This window comes from Clostridium sp. LBM24168 (genome assembly GCF_052953915.1).
This window is the reverse complement of the sequence record NZ_CP196861.1, coordinates 740,955-755,287: the sequence shown is the minus strand read 5'-3', so window position 1 is coordinate 755,287 and position 14,333 is coordinate 740,955. Positions and strand designations below refer to the sequence as shown.

Annotated in this window: 16 protein-coding genes; 6 read left to right on the top strand and 10 right to left on the bottom strand. The window is 28.9% G+C overall.

Annotated elements, in window-relative coordinates; genetic code table 11:
• Positions 1–38 precede the first annotated feature (38 nt).
• A complete protein-coding gene (locus ACSVC9_RS03705; RefSeq protein WP_446899010.1) occupies positions 39–893 on the top strand; it encodes a transposase in 855 nt (284 codons plus the stop codon).
• Positions 894–931: 38 nt separating this feature from the next.
• A complete protein-coding gene (locus ACSVC9_RS03700; RefSeq protein WP_446899009.1) occupies positions 932–1,345 on the top strand; it encodes a transposase in 414 nt (137 codons plus the stop codon).
• A 168-nt stretch (positions 1,346–1,513) separates the two neighbouring features.
• Here the strand turns inward: ACSVC9_RS03700 and ACSVC9_RS03695 are convergent, their stop codons facing one another.
• The 4 genes from ACSVC9_RS03695 to ACSVC9_RS03680 form a co-directional block, all read right to left on the bottom strand.
• Positions 1,514–2,224: a CRISPR-associated endoribonuclease Cas6 gene (locus ACSVC9_RS03695; RefSeq protein ID WP_446899008.1), complete on the bottom strand. Its 711-nt coding sequence runs from the start codon at positions 2,222–2,224 to the stop codon at positions 1,514–1,516.
• Between the two features lie 1,071 nt (positions 2,225–3,295).
• On the bottom strand, positions 3,296–3,634 hold the full coding sequence (locus ACSVC9_RS03690; RefSeq protein ID WP_446899007.1) for an HI0074 family nucleotidyltransferase substrate-binding subunit: 339 nt from the start codon (positions 3,632–3,634) through the stop codon (positions 3,296–3,298).
• Between the two features lie 227 nt (positions 3,635–3,861).
• Positions 3,862–4,449, bottom strand: coding sequence for an EAL and HDOD domain-containing protein (locus ACSVC9_RS03685; RefSeq protein ID WP_446899006.1), 588 nt, complete (start codon positions 4,447–4,449; stop codon positions 3,862–3,864).
• A 32-nt stretch (positions 4,450–4,481) separates the two neighbouring features.
• Complete coding sequence (locus ACSVC9_RS03680) at positions 4,482–5,090, bottom strand: EAL and HDOD domain-containing protein (protein ID WP_446899005.1); 609 nt, start codon at positions 5,088–5,090, stop codon at positions 4,482–4,484.
• A gap of 290 nt (positions 5,091–5,380) precedes the next feature.
• Here ACSVC9_RS03680 and ACSVC9_RS03675 point away from each other — a divergent pair, with 290 nt between their 5' ends.
• Positions 5,381–6,574: a multidrug effflux MFS transporter gene (locus ACSVC9_RS03675; RefSeq protein ID WP_446899004.1), complete on the top strand. Its 1,194-nt coding sequence runs from the start codon at positions 5,381–5,383 to the stop codon at positions 6,572–6,574.
• Positions 6,575–6,700: 126 nt separating this feature from the next.
• Here the strand turns inward: ACSVC9_RS03675 and ACSVC9_RS03670 are convergent, their stop codons facing one another.
• Complete coding sequence (locus ACSVC9_RS03670) at positions 6,701–7,108, bottom strand: GNAT family N-acetyltransferase (protein WP_446899003.1); 408 nt, start codon at positions 7,106–7,108, stop codon at positions 6,701–6,703.
• 340 nt (positions 7,109–7,448) lie between these two features.
• Here ACSVC9_RS03670 and ACSVC9_RS03665 point away from each other — a divergent pair, with 340 nt between their 5' ends.
• The gene (locus ACSVC9_RS03665; RefSeq protein WP_446899002.1) at positions 7,449–7,832 is read left to right on the top strand and encodes a helix-turn-helix domain-containing protein; all 384 of its coding nucleotides are present in this window, start codon (positions 7,449–7,451) and stop codon (positions 7,830–7,832) included.
• An 865-nt stretch (positions 7,833–8,697) separates the two neighbouring features.
• On the opposite strand, the gene cas6 is transcribed toward ACSVC9_RS03665, so the two are convergent.
• The 3 genes from cas6 to ACSVC9_RS03650 all read right to left on the bottom strand — a co-directional run bounded on the left by cas6 (position 8,698) and on the right by ACSVC9_RS03650 (position 9,774).
• A complete protein-coding gene (gene cas6 / locus ACSVC9_RS03660; RefSeq protein ID WP_446899001.1) occupies positions 8,698–9,105 on the bottom strand; it encodes a CRISPR-associated endoribonuclease Cas6 in 408 nt (135 codons plus the stop codon).
• 30 nt (positions 9,106–9,135) lie between these two features.
• A complete protein-coding gene (locus tag ACSVC9_RS03655; protein ID WP_446899000.1) occupies positions 9,136–9,435 on the bottom strand; it encodes a hypothetical protein in 300 nt (99 codons plus the stop codon).
• 213 nt (positions 9,436–9,648) lie between these two features.
• Positions 9,649–9,774 carry a hypothetical protein gene (locus ACSVC9_RS03650; protein WP_446898999.1) on the bottom strand — a complete coding sequence of 42 codons (126 nt, stop codon included), beginning with the start codon at positions 9,772–9,774 and terminating at the stop codon, positions 9,649–9,651.
• A 10-nt stretch (positions 9,775–9,784) separates the two neighbouring features.
• Here ACSVC9_RS03650 and ACSVC9_RS03645 point away from each other — a divergent pair, with 10 nt between their 5' ends.
• Entirely contained in the window at positions 9,785–10,393 is a 609-nt protein-coding gene (locus ACSVC9_RS03645) for an Ig-like domain-containing protein (RefSeq protein ID WP_446898998.1), read from the top strand.
• Positions 10,394–10,444: 51 nt separating this feature from the next.
• On the opposite strand, the gene ACSVC9_RS03640 is transcribed toward ACSVC9_RS03645, so the two are convergent.
• Together ACSVC9_RS03640 and ACSVC9_RS03635 are read right to left on the bottom strand one after the other, a co-directional pair.
• A complete protein-coding gene (locus tag ACSVC9_RS03640) occupies positions 10,445–11,215 on the bottom strand; it encodes an alpha/beta hydrolase family protein (RefSeq protein WP_446898997.1) in 771 nt (256 codons plus the stop codon).
• A gap of 60 nt (positions 11,216–11,275) precedes the next feature.
• On the bottom strand, positions 11,276–12,454 hold the full coding sequence (locus tag ACSVC9_RS03635) for a PucR family transcriptional regulator (RefSeq protein ID WP_446898996.1): 1,179 nt from the start codon (positions 12,452–12,454) through the stop codon (positions 11,276–11,278).
• 443 nt (positions 12,455–12,897) lie between these two features.
• Between ACSVC9_RS03635 and ACSVC9_RS03630 the strand changes: the two genes are divergently transcribed.
• The gene (locus tag ACSVC9_RS03630; protein WP_446898995.1) at positions 12,898–14,313 is read left to right on the top strand and encodes an MFS transporter; all 1,416 of its coding nucleotides are present in this window, start codon (positions 12,898–12,900) and stop codon (positions 14,311–14,313) included.
• The last annotated feature ends 20 nt before the right edge of the window (positions 14,314–14,333 follow it).

Below are 14,333 nucleotides of genomic sequence, written 5' to 3'. Positions count from 1 at the left end.
ATATCACATAATAAAAACACTAAAAGGAGGAAATCTCTATGTACCAACGTCAAGAAATCTTTAATATAATTGAGCTTTTCACTTCACAAAACACAATAAACTTCTACACAGATATTTTTGAAAATATTAATTTATCTTCATTACCCGATAGGGTTCCTTCCAAATACGGACCTGTCGGTTTCTCAAGACACGCTCTTTTCAGAGCTTTTATAGTCATGAAATGTGAGAAGTTTGCTCAAATTACTGATCTTAAAGATTTTTTAGAAAATAATTTAATCATTGCACAACTTTGTGGCTTTGACATTCTTAAACCACTTCCTTCATACAGGACCTTTCAAAGGTTCATAAAGAATATCGAAAACTCTTGTTTGAAAGAAATTATGAAACATCAGGTAAATACTCTCAAGAAACTTGGCTTTATAGACAACAACTTTATATCTGTTGATACAACTCCAGTTAAAGCAAACACTAAACTTAATAACCCTAAATGCTTCGCATCAAACAAATTTTCAAAGAAGAATAATCCAAAGTCTGATAAAGATTGTAAACTTGGAGTACATACTGCAAATAATTCCATGAACGTTAAAATCAATGATAACTCCAATAAATCAAGTAAGAAATATGAATTTTACTGGGGTTATAAAAACCACGTTATCTGTGATGCAATATCCGGACTCCCTATAGATGAATATACAAGTACTGCTGATATCAATGAAATTTCTACCTTGACTAAATTTCTTTCAGGTACAAATAGCTGGTTTTCACTTAATGGAAGTTATGTTGTCGCAGATAAAGGCTATGATTCAAAGTTAAATCATAATTTTATAAAAAACAACTTGAAAGGTCTTGCCTTTATTGCCATTAACAAAAGAGGGAAAAAAATCCTAAATTAACTTCCACTGGCAACATTATTTGTCAAGGCGGTCTAGCCATGCATAAAGATGGACGACAGTATTTTGATTCATACATCAAGCAAAAATTTTGCTGCCCATTTAAAAAATCTAAAGATGATTCACTGTGTCCCTGCAAACATGAAAAATATTTCAATGGCAGGAAAAACAGAGGATGTATCCGTTATATCAGCAAAGGTACTGACTACAGGGCTTCAATTAATCATGAGTCTAAATTTTTTAAAACCATCTACAGCCTGAGGACAGAATCTGAAAGATATAATTCCAGATGGAAAAAGCTTAATAACGAAAGAGCTTATGTCAGAAATATAAATTCTGTATCAAACTTAAATACTGTAGGACATATATGCCTTCTGACAACTGCGATAGCAGCTATAAAATCTGGTAACTCTGATAAAACCAGATCCCTATCGGGATTAAAAAGAATAGCTTAATTTAAAACCTATTATTTTTTAGCATCAACTTTTACCCTAGGGATACTCTGCCAATTTTTATATTGTAATTAATTGTAAAGTATATTTTTCATAAAAAGCTGTAATTTTTATTCTTCAATCAATAATATTTCCTTTTTCTTGTATTTAATTTTTTAGTTATGTTCATGTCTATCTGATATATTGGTAATTCATGAAGCCATATCCTCTTGGACACATATCAGCTGCTCCTGTCCCAAGAAGAATATAGGCAATACTTTGAGCATCACTATTTGTTTCAACACTTAGAGTTACTTTATCCCCAAGAATTCTCTTTCCTTTGAAATCAACTGCTATAGGTTTTTTATTATCTATTTTCATATAGTTGAACAACTTTAAATTTTTGTCCAGGCACTCTCCCGTTAAAACCTCGTATTTTTTTATACTAGTTGTCCTTATGTACTCAAAAAATTCATCCTCAGTATATCCATTCCTCCAATATATAATTTTTTCACTGCCAGGCATTTTCACCATCAAGGGAGTTATACTATAAATTCTATCTATAGGTCTTTTATATATGTTTTTGCTCTGGCATGTAAGTACTTTTAACTTTGACGTATATTCATTTGCTAAAAATTTTAAAAAATGATCTCTTAATTTAAAACCTATACATCTCAATTGGAAATTATATATACAACCTTTTTCATATATTTTAGTTTTCATATTCAACGGATACAGGCTGTTAAAACAATAGTTTTTCATTTTATTCTCTTCATGAAAATTCTTTAAATCTTTATTCCTATAAAAAGAATTGTCGATTAATTTACTCAGAGCCTCCAAAGCTTCTTCTACTGTAATATTTTGTAGAATATACACTTTAACATTTACCTCATGTACCTCCATAATCCGCCTCCATTTAATTGTATTTTATATAATTAGTAGTAATTAACTATATAATATTTCATTCGATTATTTTTTGAAAATTCCTGCTGTATTAGGAAAATTCTTTAATCATAAAAAATAGTTTATAGCTAAAGCCAAAAATTATCTTGTTAAAATATGATTAATTTTTATTGATAGAATTACACTAAAAAATTGGATGACCCTCTTAAGAGATAATTTGAGATATTAGCTCACAAAATTTTAAATAAAACAAATATAGTATCACTCAAGTGCTAAAAGTACCACTTTTTTCTTATATGTCTTAATTGGATCATCACTTTTAAAAATAATCATATCTATTTTTTGCAAACAAATATGTTCATAACTTTTTTAATATTTTATTTTTCTTTCAACCTTACTATTTTTTCATTAATACCTGATAATCAGCTATCATAATAAATTTATCTGAATTATAAATACTAATTGTACCTTATTGTATTTTCAAAGTCTTTTGTATATATTTTAGAACAATTTGATATCTTTACAGATATTTTTTCACTTTATATTGTTTCAAATTTTATCTATTATTATCAAAATTTATTTTTAATGATTACGTTTATTTCTACGTCTTTTATTAAACTTAAAACTTGATTGAAAAGGATAATCACTAATATTATATATATTTTAACCATTTTTATCAGCCCCCTTATTATTTATATCATTATATGGATATGTCTTTATTACATTATATATTACTCAAACTGATGCATTAATTGAATATATTTGAATACATAAAATTAATTACTACTGTTACAACACTTGTTATGGTTCAACAAAATTTATAAATATATATTACTCAAACATTTAAAAACATCTCATGTTGTGGTTTAACTATTTTAGTCTCTCTTTAAATACATTTCATTTTAGCTTCAAACATAATTCCAAATTATTCTTAAACTGTTCAAATATTTTCTTTTGTTTTTTTGTTGCTTCCGGTTTTAGTATCCAAATTATCATTTTCATCATAATCAATCATACCTGCAATTTCTTTAGGTATAGGTATCATTTCTTATATAAAAGATAATATCAATGTTATAAATACTTCTTCCCCCTGTCAACTATTTTATCTTTAAGCTCATTCAAGGCATCCACATATTTGTCTTTTATATTTTCACTGATTTCTACGGCATTGCTCTCACTATACATATGTGATGTGGAATTTCTGTCTTTAAGCATATTTATCCATAATTTCTCATCTTCAATTAATCCTGCCGAAAATGCCTCTCTCAATACAGATTTAGGAGAATTTAATCCTATTAGCCCCTCATCTTCAAAAACCTCCTTCAAGGTTTTCCATGCCAATTCAAATGTAAACTCAAACCTCTGGATTAATACATCCCTTAAAAGTTCATTTTTCCCATCATATTGCAACAATCGTTTCTCCAGTCCGTTTAATATACTAATAAAGTTACTTATAATATCTCATATTAAAAATTTATCTTATATAAAATAACTACTTCTTGTTTTTATTATATATCTTAAAAACTCATAGATAAAGTGTTATTTTTAAATTTTCCCATATGTTCTTTATTTTTGAAGATAAATATATAAGATCATATAGACTTTAGTTTAATCCACTAATAGAATATACAGATTCTTTATAAATCCGGGATAGCCTCATTCAACCATTTGATAGTTTTAAGATATGAAATAGCCAGATCCTCTTTATCAAGATCAAGATAAGCTGCCATAATTATACTTCTTTCCCATTCTCCTCTTTGATACGCAATAGCTATATCAAGTATTTTACTGTAGTAATTTTCTTTCCTACCTAACAATGCATATTTGACTTCCTGTGGTACCATCAGCTCATCCAATATCTCATATAATGGTTTTTGTAAAATCACATCCATGAGAGACATAATTCCTGTCAAATATGCATTAAACTGATATTGAGATGATTTTTTACTTTTCTTAGCCAACAACTCTGAAAATTCCGCTCTAAGCAGAGATTCAATCATAATTATTGAGGGCCTATCATTACATATGGGCTTCATGCACACAAAATATATCCATTTTTTTATATCTCTCTCACCTAATAGAGTTATAGCTTGCCTTATGGAAATAATCTTGTCTTTAAAAAAATACTTTGCAGAATTTATCAATTTTAATATATCATATGATAGTGAAACATCTTTTTTTATTAAATTTTCAACGCTTTCTACAGAAAATTCTTTAGAATTCAATTCTTTCAGCAGATTTAAATAGATTACTTTATTTACAGGTATTTTTTACCTTTTATTATTTGTGGTTCGCTAAAATAATATCCTTGAAAATAGGAATATCCAAGTGATACAGCCTCATCAAAGTCTTTCAATGTTTCGACTTTTTCAGCTAGAAATTTCAAATTTGGATTTATACTTTTTACTGTATTTATCACTTTTCTTCTCTCGACTCCCTTGGTTATAAGAAAGTCAACTTTTATAATGTCCACTAATTCAATAAGTTCAACATACTTGTCATTAAATACAAAATCATCCAGTGCAATTGTAAATCCACTTCTTTTTAATATCTTACAAGAATCAATAATTTCTTCTATAGGGCTTACATTTTCCAGAATTTCTATTACTACATTTCTAAATGAAATAATGGAGTACAAATCTGATTTTAAAATATTTTTTGTAAAGTTTATAAAAGCCTTTTTGTTACCAACAATTTTGCACATTCCAATATTAATTAAAGTATTCTGTATCACTTTAATAGTGGCTTCATCTCCATCACTAAAGTTATATCTATTGCTCCTGTCATTACTTCTGAATAGAATTTCATATCCTATTATATTTCCTGATTTATCCATAATTGGTTGTCTTGCTAAAAAAGTATCCATTTAATCGCCTCCCAATTTAAAAAATACCAGTTACTAATAATTGAGATCATATCCCTATTTATCTAGATTTTCACTACTAAATTTAAAATATAGATTAATATATTATCGACTTTTCTGCCATAAAATGAACAAATTATCCGAAGCTCAAAAAAATTTACATTAATCTAAAAACAGCTATATAACAATCTTCACAAGTGACTTTATAATATTAATTAAATTTAACTCTATTGTTATTATTATAACTTTTTATGTTAAAATTAAATGGCCAAATAAAAAGGAGAACGAAACTAATGAAAAAAGAATTTTTTAAGCTCGCAGTTATATTAGGAATTTTAGCTGGATTAGGACCGCTTGTAACTGACTTATATATTCCATCTCTCCCAACTGTATCAAAATTTTTTAATGCCTCCACTTCAATTACTCAATTAAGCTTGACTACCAGTTTACTTGGTCTGGCCATTGGACAAATTATCATTGGTCCTATAAGTGATAAAACAGGTAGAAGGAAACCTCTGATTTTATCATTGATTATTTTCACATTCTCCTCCTTGCTGTGTCCTTTAACTTCATCAATTTATTTTTTCATTTTGATGAGACTTTTACAGGGCCTTGCAGGAGCAGGTGGCATTGTCATATCAAGAGCCATGGCAAGAGATATTTATTCTGGAAAACTTTTAGTACAATTTTTTTCAATGCTCATGTTGGTAAACGGAATCGCACCCATAATCTCACCTGTGCTAGGTGCACAGCTTCTTAAATTTGTTAATTGGCAAGGTATATTTTACATACTCGCAATTTTAGGCCTTTTATTATGTATAATGGTATGGGCAGGTATAAAAGAAAGTTTATCGATAAATATGCGTTCAATTGGAAATTTGAGAAATAACTTTGTAGGATTAATTCATCTTTTTAAAGATGAGATTTTTATAGGATACACTTTTATTCAGGGCTTTATTCTAGCTGGAATGTTCGGATACATTTCGGCATCACCATTTGTCATTCAAGATATTTACGGTCTATCTGCCCAGCAATTCAGCTTATGTTTTGCCATTAATGGACTGGGAATTGTCACTATGACTCAGGTCACAGGACATCTTGCAAAAAAATTCCCCCTCAATAAAATCTTGGGCGGAGGATTGTTTATTTCTCTTTTAGGAAGTTTGGTGCTGTTTGGTATGACAATCATAAATGGTCCATTAATTTCCATACTAATTCCACTTTTTATCGTAATATCCTCCGTCGGTACCATTACAACAACTACAGGTTCACTGGCAATGGAACCCAAAGGGGATGAGGCCGGCAGTGCTTCTTCTCTACTGGGATTCATGCCATTTGCATTGGGTGCATTAGCTTCTCCTCTGGTTGGAATAGCTGGAGAAAATACATCTATTCCCATGGGTATTGTAATTTTATTTTGCAATGCAGCAGCAACCCTGATTTTTATTTTTATTATTTCCAAATACAAGAAGCAATTGAACATTTAAATAATTACTACTGTTTTAAAAAATATGATCTGTCCTATATCCTATATATAGGCAGATCCATCTATTAAATGTTTGACTCGTTATTTTATACATTCAAATACTTTTCTGAATTAAAATATCTGCAAATCATATTTTTTTTAAAAGACATATAAGTTTTGTATTATCAAACTTAAAATATCTATAAAACTCAACAGCATGAGTATTATGTTTATCAGCCAAAAGCTGCATCCTCTTTGCTTTCTTCAAAATTGCCCAATTTTGTATGTTCAAAAGAAGTTCTCTTCCAATAACCTTGCCTTGTATAAACACTCTGTTAACTACTACATCTTCTACTAAAACAGATGCTGCTCTTTCAGCTGTGGAGATCAAAATTTGTCCTGAAATCATCCCTACAACTCTGCCATCTAAATCTGCCACAAATATGCGCCTGTTATTTAAATCTTCCAGCATCATTTCCAATCCCTGCTTTTGTTTCCCATTATCAAAAACAAAATTCTCCTCAATTAAAAAAAGTTCTCTCAACAACTCAATCATTATATTAATATCGTCTTTATGAGCTTACCCTATAATTAAATTATTTTTCAAAATAAGGCCTTTTTTTCAATTTATTACAAATTTATCGAGTCTAATATTTGAACTCTAAGCTTCCATATTTAAAAACTTAAAATAATATTTTATGTTCAGATTCAAGCGGCTCATCTAAAAAACAGCGCAGGATTAACTAAATATATCTTTTCAAACTTTGAGTTTCAATTCCTAACTAGATACTCTAAAAACAAAAATATTGATTTTGTGATATTTTTATGTTACTATTGTAAAAATGCAATTTTGTAAAAGCAGTAAACTGAAAATGAATAAAAGGAGAGAATTAATTATGGCAAGAAAAAACATAAAAAACTTATATCTTTCAACTACTTCGGATGAAGTAAAAAAGAATATCGAGAATGGAGGAGATGTTCTCGTAACCTCAAATTTAGATGTGTTGATAGCAGAAAGAGGACTTGATTATCAAAGATTGGCAAATATTTCTAGTATAAGAAACATGACAATTTCAGATATAGCAAGCTGTAGGAAGTCAAAAATTTCATTAGATCATATAATCAGCATTATGGTAGCTTTAAGAATTACTGACATTAGAGACATAATAAATATAGAGTTCAAGCCAGATGTAATTAAACAATTTAAAGAGGAAAGAGATAAATGGGTAAAAGAAGGAACGGTACCACAACAGGTATTAAGACAATTAAACGATAAATAAAAAGAAGAGCCAGTCAAATAAAATTTACCCTAAGTCAAGTACATTTTAGAAAAAAGAGACTAAAAGGAATACTATTATAGATGTGATTTGATGGTATTTTTTTCTATACTTTTATGGGATATTCATCAGCTTTCAGATAATAAAAATACTGTTCAGGTAGCCATTGATAATAACAAAAGGACTCTACAAAGCGAACTGTATTCCTCCCTCGTCTTCATAGGTATCCTAAAATCCCATCGAATATAGAATACATCAGCTCGTACAAAATTGCAATATCCAGAAAAATCTATGGAAGAATTTCAAAAACCAATCTCAGATCACAAATTAACTGAAAGCATAAAAATTGTCGACCCCCGGTAATTTTTACTCTATTCAGGGTCGACGACAAAAAAATTTAATACAAGTTTTAAAACATTTTTAACCAATCTCATCTTAAGGTTTAGCATCTTGCGTCCGTAATTCAAGGAAATAGGTGTTTACATTTAAATACATCTCATGTTAAGGTTCAACTTGTTTATTGTATCCAGGAGCCACTGCCATACTTTAGATTTAAATACATCTCATGTTAAGGTTCAACTATGAAAAATAACCATTCCTTATTTTTATTATATGCCTTAAAATCGCATAAATAAAGAGTTTATCCAAAAATTTTCCAGTCATTTTTAGTTTTCCGAAATCAATATAAAAAAGCAACATAAAATGTTGTAAACCAACGGTTTTCGCTATCTTCATTCATAAATTAAGTTGGAAAATATGTCTACAATATTTTTAAGAATAATTATATAAAAACATAAGAAAATTCTCTGCATAGTAATTTACTTATGTTTTATTTATAATCCCAAGGAGTAAACTGTCAGAGAATAGCTTACTTCTTTATTTCAACGCATCCAAAACCTTGAGAATTTTTTGACCCAATTCCAGCATTATAAGCTATATCCATAAGTTCCTTTGAACCTTCAACTAAAAATTCTCCATCCCATCCTTTTATAACATAATCCTTATAAATAACTACTCTTTCCTTTAGCTTTTTTCTGTTAAGAGGACTTATGGAAAAATCATATTTTATGGGCAGCTTATCATAATAAGCTTCATATTTATGTATTAAATTTTTTCTTATAAGTTCACTAAATTCATGTTCTAGAGGATTATAATAGTAAGTTTTATTTCCCGCATAATTTTTGAAAGTACTGTACATAACTATGGGAGACTTTGTGTAAACTTCTTCTCTTTCAGAAATCCTATTATGTACAGTCTCAATTGAATCTACTTCCACTATATTATTTCCAAACCTAAAATTATCCTTTTATATAACATTTAATGCCAGGTAACTTAAAAACTTATTTTCTAAAGATGAAATAGTAAAATGTGCATTGTCAAAAAAATCTATAGTTTTTCTTTCCCTGTTTATTTTAAATTTCCCATATATCTTAGAAAATGTAAACAACTTATACTTTCTTTTTCCAATCTTATATCCACAGTCATGTATAAATTTTTGATAATTTTCATCTCCAAGCCAATCTAATATAACCGCCTGAAGTGTATTATTGTAATGTATAGGCAAACTTAACTTTTCCTTAAACCCTAAATTTATATTCAATCTCATACTTTATCAGCTCCAATTAATAGATCATGTATTCAATTTTTTTAATTTTGAAAGGATTTATGAACATTACTAGAGAATATTTATTAGAAATCATGTATTCATGTTTATCACTTATAACAACAAATTCAAAATACTTTAAAATCACTAAAATCAGCAAACCAAAATATTCTGTATTATTATATTAAGGGAGGGTCCTCAATTCATATGAAAAACTTAAATAAATTTATTTTTTACTTCATATGCTTTTATATCTTTTCTATTACTCACAACATCAAATACCGCATCTGCATCATACGGTAATATAAAAGAAACCAGTTCTACAAAAATAGGTATTAACAATACATTTATAATGGCAGAAAAGGAAGATGTATCAACTGATAAAACCTGGTCTATCAAATTTTCAGATCCAATTGACAGCTCTTCTTTAAAAGATTCGTCAATCTATATAATGAACAATGATAGCGACATAATAGACACAAACTTAAAATGCCAAAATGATACTGTAGCTGTATCTCCTACCGCCAATTATTCACCCTATACCGAGTACTTCCTTTATATAACCAAAAATGTAAAATCAACCTTGGGGAAGCAATTATCCAGCAACACATGCCTGCCTTTTACAATCAAAGTAGATGCTCTGAAATTAAATGAAGACAACAATAATGAAACCATAAACATAAAAAAAGGAGATAAAATACAGCTGTCTTTGACAGAACATGTTGATGGGGCTTATTACTGGATATTCAGACAGAATTTAAATACCAGTATATTAAAAACAATATATGATATAAATATCAACACATCTCCATCAAATATAATAGGAAGCAATATAAAAAGGTCCTGGCTCATTGAGGCTATAAATTCTGGAAGTACAACAATAAATCTAGAAGAACTTCAATTTGGAAAAGATAGGACACAATATTCAAGCAAGTTTCATCTAAATATCAACGTAAATTAAAATAATTTAAAAGAACACCTGCTCGTACAAGAATAGAAAGATTGGAAAATATCATATTATAAATCTTTCCGCAAACCATCTTATATAATTTATGAGACTATTCAAATACTCAGGGCTGTCATAGCAATGATCGGAACCCTTAACAAATTTAAGTAGAGTTTTTCCTGAAATTATATCTTCTAAAATTATAGAATAGACTGGTGGTACTGATTTATCTTCATCTCCATGTACTATAAGTGTATTTTGACAGACATTCTTTGCACATTCATAAAAATTATAGCTGAATATATCATCTACCACAGTTTTTTCTATCACCTTGCCATCAACATCAAACAAACCACATTCCATAAATTTTTGAAGTTTCTCTCCTCTTATCTCATGTATAAATATATCATACAAATTTATTGCAGGACTTACAAATATGGCATTTCTTATTTCTTTACGATGTTTACTGCATAAAACAAGTGAAACAACTGCTCCCATACTAAATCCAAGAATATTTATATTGTTCTGATCTATATAATCAAGCTTCTTGACAAATTCAAGTGCATTTTCACAATCTTCAATTTCACTGGATAAAGTCATATTCTTAAAATCTCCATCACTTTCCCCACTTCCAGTAAAATCAAATCGTACGGATGCTATATTAAATTTTTCCAGGCTTCTTTCTATTTTCACGAACATAAAATTATGCTCCATTCTATTTCCTGAAAGTCCATGACAATATATGATGCATGGAACTTTTTCACTGCATTCCGGCTTGTTTATAATTCCCCTTATATTTTTCCCATATAAATTTTTTACAGTAAAATTTTCTATCATATCCACCACATCATTTAATTTTTAACTCGTCATTATTCGACGAGTTAATTGAATTATTGTTTATCCAATAAAATAATCATGAATAAATATAGCTATAGAAAAACCAATTCGTGAATAATAGTCTCTAAAATCCACATTACATAATTTACTTATTTTATTTAATCTATTTTTAAGTGTATGTCTGTGTATGAAAAGCTTATTTGCAGTATTTGTTATATTACACTCATTTACAAGATAGAGTTTTAAAGTTTCTAAATAGGAACTTTTGTGAGCTTCATCATAATCTATAATAGGCTTTAAAATATTTTGAGCAAATTTAACTGAGTAATTACTATAATGCATTATTTCAAACAGTTTAAAAAGTTTTATATTTTCAAAAGCACAAATTCCCTTTTTTGCTCCAATCTTATTTAAAGTCTGTTGACTTGACATTGTATTATCAAAAACATCCATCATATAATCAATATTTTTAAGCTCACTTACACCTACGAGAAAATTTATTTTAAGCTCTTCAGATATAGAATTTAATATCTTAGAAATATCAAAATTTATATCCTGAAATAAGATTCCTCTTTTTAGTAACACAATAAATAATACTTTTTCTCCAAACCATTCCATCTTTACTTCTTCGCTTTTACTGACTAAGTAGCTCTTTATTTTATCAATGCCCTTTAATAATATGCTGTTTTTTGATTCGTTATCATCCATATAGTTTACTGAAATCATAAAAAAATATACTTTTGATTCACCTTTTATTTCCAGCATTCTAGTTATATAATTATATGGACCGCTATTTACAATGTGAGTAAGCTTGTTTCTAAGATTTATAAAATCAGAATCATTGTTAGCATTTGACTGGAGATTTATATTTTCCAGTAATACATGCATAATATGTGAAAAAGTAAGATTTGATGGAAGTTCTATTATTGGGAAATCATATTTATTTGCAGAATCCTTAATGTATTCCGGAATTTTGTCTATATAATATCCAGGTTGTATAGCCATACCACAAAGTCCCTTATTTTTAAGTCTTAATATTATATCCTTGTATTGATCTTCATTGTCAATATTATATCCTGTTGTAACAAGTAATTCTCCCTTCTGAAGCGAATCCAGAGCATCAAGTATCTCCATCAAATTAACCCATAGGACCTCATTGTCGATCCCTTTGTCCCCTGCTACTATTCTTGCTCCCTCAAGTAAATTAAATTCTATTATGTTTCTAATGAGAAAAGCCAATAATATTCCTCCCTATTTAGTTAAAATTCATCTCATATCCTTCAAGTCAATAACGGACCTGCACTTCCCTCTATATTTATTATATCATCTATTTTAAGGCATAATACCTTTTGTATAATATGTCTCTAATATCTATAATTTTCCCAATCGATTCATTTCCATAATAAAATTTTAAATTTTCACTTACAAAATTATTAATTTATCAATTTATCTAGTTAAATATTATTATAATGTGTTTATATTCTATAAACAATTTACTGTATGTACTTAAATACATAATATGATTATACATATTGTACATAATTTAAAAATTTAAGATAAATAATCTACAACATAACGTTATTATACATCAATATTTAACTCTAGATTTAGTTTGACACACAAAAATATTTAAATTAAAATGTACTGTATCGAATTCACACAGGAAAGAGGTTAAATTTTGCATGAAAGAAAAAAAAGACAAATTAAAGATACTAATTGTAGTATTAATGGGGCCTCTCGTAGCAACTATAGATGCAAGCATAGTAAATGTAGCTCTGCCTGATATGGCAAGTAAATTGTCTGTTGGCATAGACGCCATACAATGGGTTGTAACAAGCTATTTGATTGTGATATCAGCACTAATTCTTATATTTGGCAGAATAGGTGATCTGATAGGCAAATGCAAAGTATTTCATAGAGGATTTATGATATTTTCATTCGGTTCCCTTCTATGTGCATTGTCCAATACAATTCAATTTCTCATAATCTCAAGAATAATTCAGGCCATAGGAGCAGCCATGATAATGTCCTCAAATCAGGGAATAATAGCTGAAACATTCTTACCCAATGAAAGAGGAAAAGCTCTTGGGTTGTCTGGATCCACAGTTGCCATAGGAACCATGCTTGGTCCGCCAATTGGTGGTTTTTTAGTACAATTTTTTAACTGGCAGTCTATATTTATTATAAATATACCAATTGGAATAATTGCATTTCTAGCTGGTATAAAAATATTACCGGAAGACAATAAAAACGGCAATCTAAAAGATTTTGATTTGGTCGGATCTTTTTTATTTATGATATCTATTGTATGTATTTTCTGGGCACTTTCCAGTGGAGAAAAACTTGGATGGAGTAATATTTACATAATATCTTCTTTTACTATTGCAGTTTTATGCATAATAGTATTTTATTTTGTAGAGAAAAAGCTTAGACAACCTTTGATGGAATTTCCCATGTTTCAAAACAAGTTATTCAGTGTAAGTTTATTATGTGCTTTTATATCTTTCACAATAATATTTTCCCACAATATAATTTATCCATTTTACCTACAATACTTGATAAAGATATCACCTGCCCAATCAGGTCTTTTTATGGTAGTATTCCCGATATTCGCTGGAATATTTGCACCATTGAGCGGCTATATATCTGATAAAATAGGTGGGGAAATTCCCACATTCCTAGGATTATCTTGCACTGTTATAGGGCTTCTAATACTGTCTTCATTAAATTCAAATTCCACTTATTTTCATATAATATCGGGGGTTGCTATATTAGGCATAGGAAATGGTCTCTTTCAATCTCCAAATAATTCATTGATCATGTCCTTGTCTCCCAAAGATAAGCTTGGCATAGCTGGCAGTATAAATGCTCTGGTTAGAAATGTCGGAATGGTATTTGGAACGGCTTTTGCAGTAGTTTTACTGTATAACCGGATGAGTTCAAAAATAGGTTACAAAGTTACTAATTTCGTATCATCAAGACCTGATGTCTTCGTATATGCAATGAAATTTATATATTTGACTTCAGCGGCTCTTTGCATATTGGCAATTATGCTTTCACTCTCAAGATTGATAACTATAAAAAGAAAGGCCATATAAAAACAAATACAAAAGCTAAT

Excerpts from the sequence above, each read along its gene's own strand:
- ACSVC9_RS03675 (WP_446899004.1), top strand. The coding sequence starts at position 5,381 with ATGAAAAAAGAATTTTTTAAGCTCGCAGTTATATTAGGAATTTTAGCT.
- ACSVC9_RS03705 (WP_446899010.1), top strand. The coding sequence starts at position 39 with ATGTACCAACGTCAAGAAATCTTTAATATAATTGAGCTTTTCACTTCA.
- ACSVC9_RS03700 (WP_446899009.1), top strand. The coding sequence starts at position 932 with ATGCATAAAGATGGACGACAGTATTTTGATTCATACATCAAGCAAAAA.
- ACSVC9_RS03630 (WP_446898995.1), top strand. The coding sequence starts at position 12,898 with ATGAAAGAAAAAAAAGACAAATTAAAGATACTAATTGTAGTATTAATG.
- ACSVC9_RS03645 (WP_446898998.1), top strand. The coding sequence starts at position 9,785 with ATGGCAGAAAAGGAAGATGTATCAACTGATAAAACCTGGTCTATCAAA.
- ACSVC9_RS03695 (WP_446899008.1), bottom strand. The coding sequence starts at position 2,224 with ATGGAGGTACATGAGGTAAATGTTAAAGTGTATATTCTACAAAATATT.
- ACSVC9_RS03655 (WP_446899000.1), bottom strand. The coding sequence starts at position 9,435 with ATGAGATTGAATATAAATTTAGGGTTTAAGGAAAAGTTAAGTTTGCCT.
- ACSVC9_RS03670 (WP_446899003.1), bottom strand. The coding sequence starts at position 7,108 with ATGATTGAGTTGTTGAGAGAACTTTTTTTAATTGAGGAGAATTTTGTT.
- ACSVC9_RS03680 (WP_446899005.1), bottom strand. The coding sequence starts at position 5,090 with ATGGATACTTTTTTAGCAAGACAACCAATTATGGATAAATCAGGAAAT.
- ACSVC9_RS03665 (WP_446899002.1), top strand. The coding sequence starts at position 7,449 with ATGGCAAGAAAAAACATAAAAAACTTATATCTTTCAACTACTTCGGAT.
- ACSVC9_RS03640 (WP_446898997.1), bottom strand. The coding sequence starts at position 11,215 with ATGATAGAAAATTTTACTGTAAAAAATTTATATGGGAAAAATATAAGG.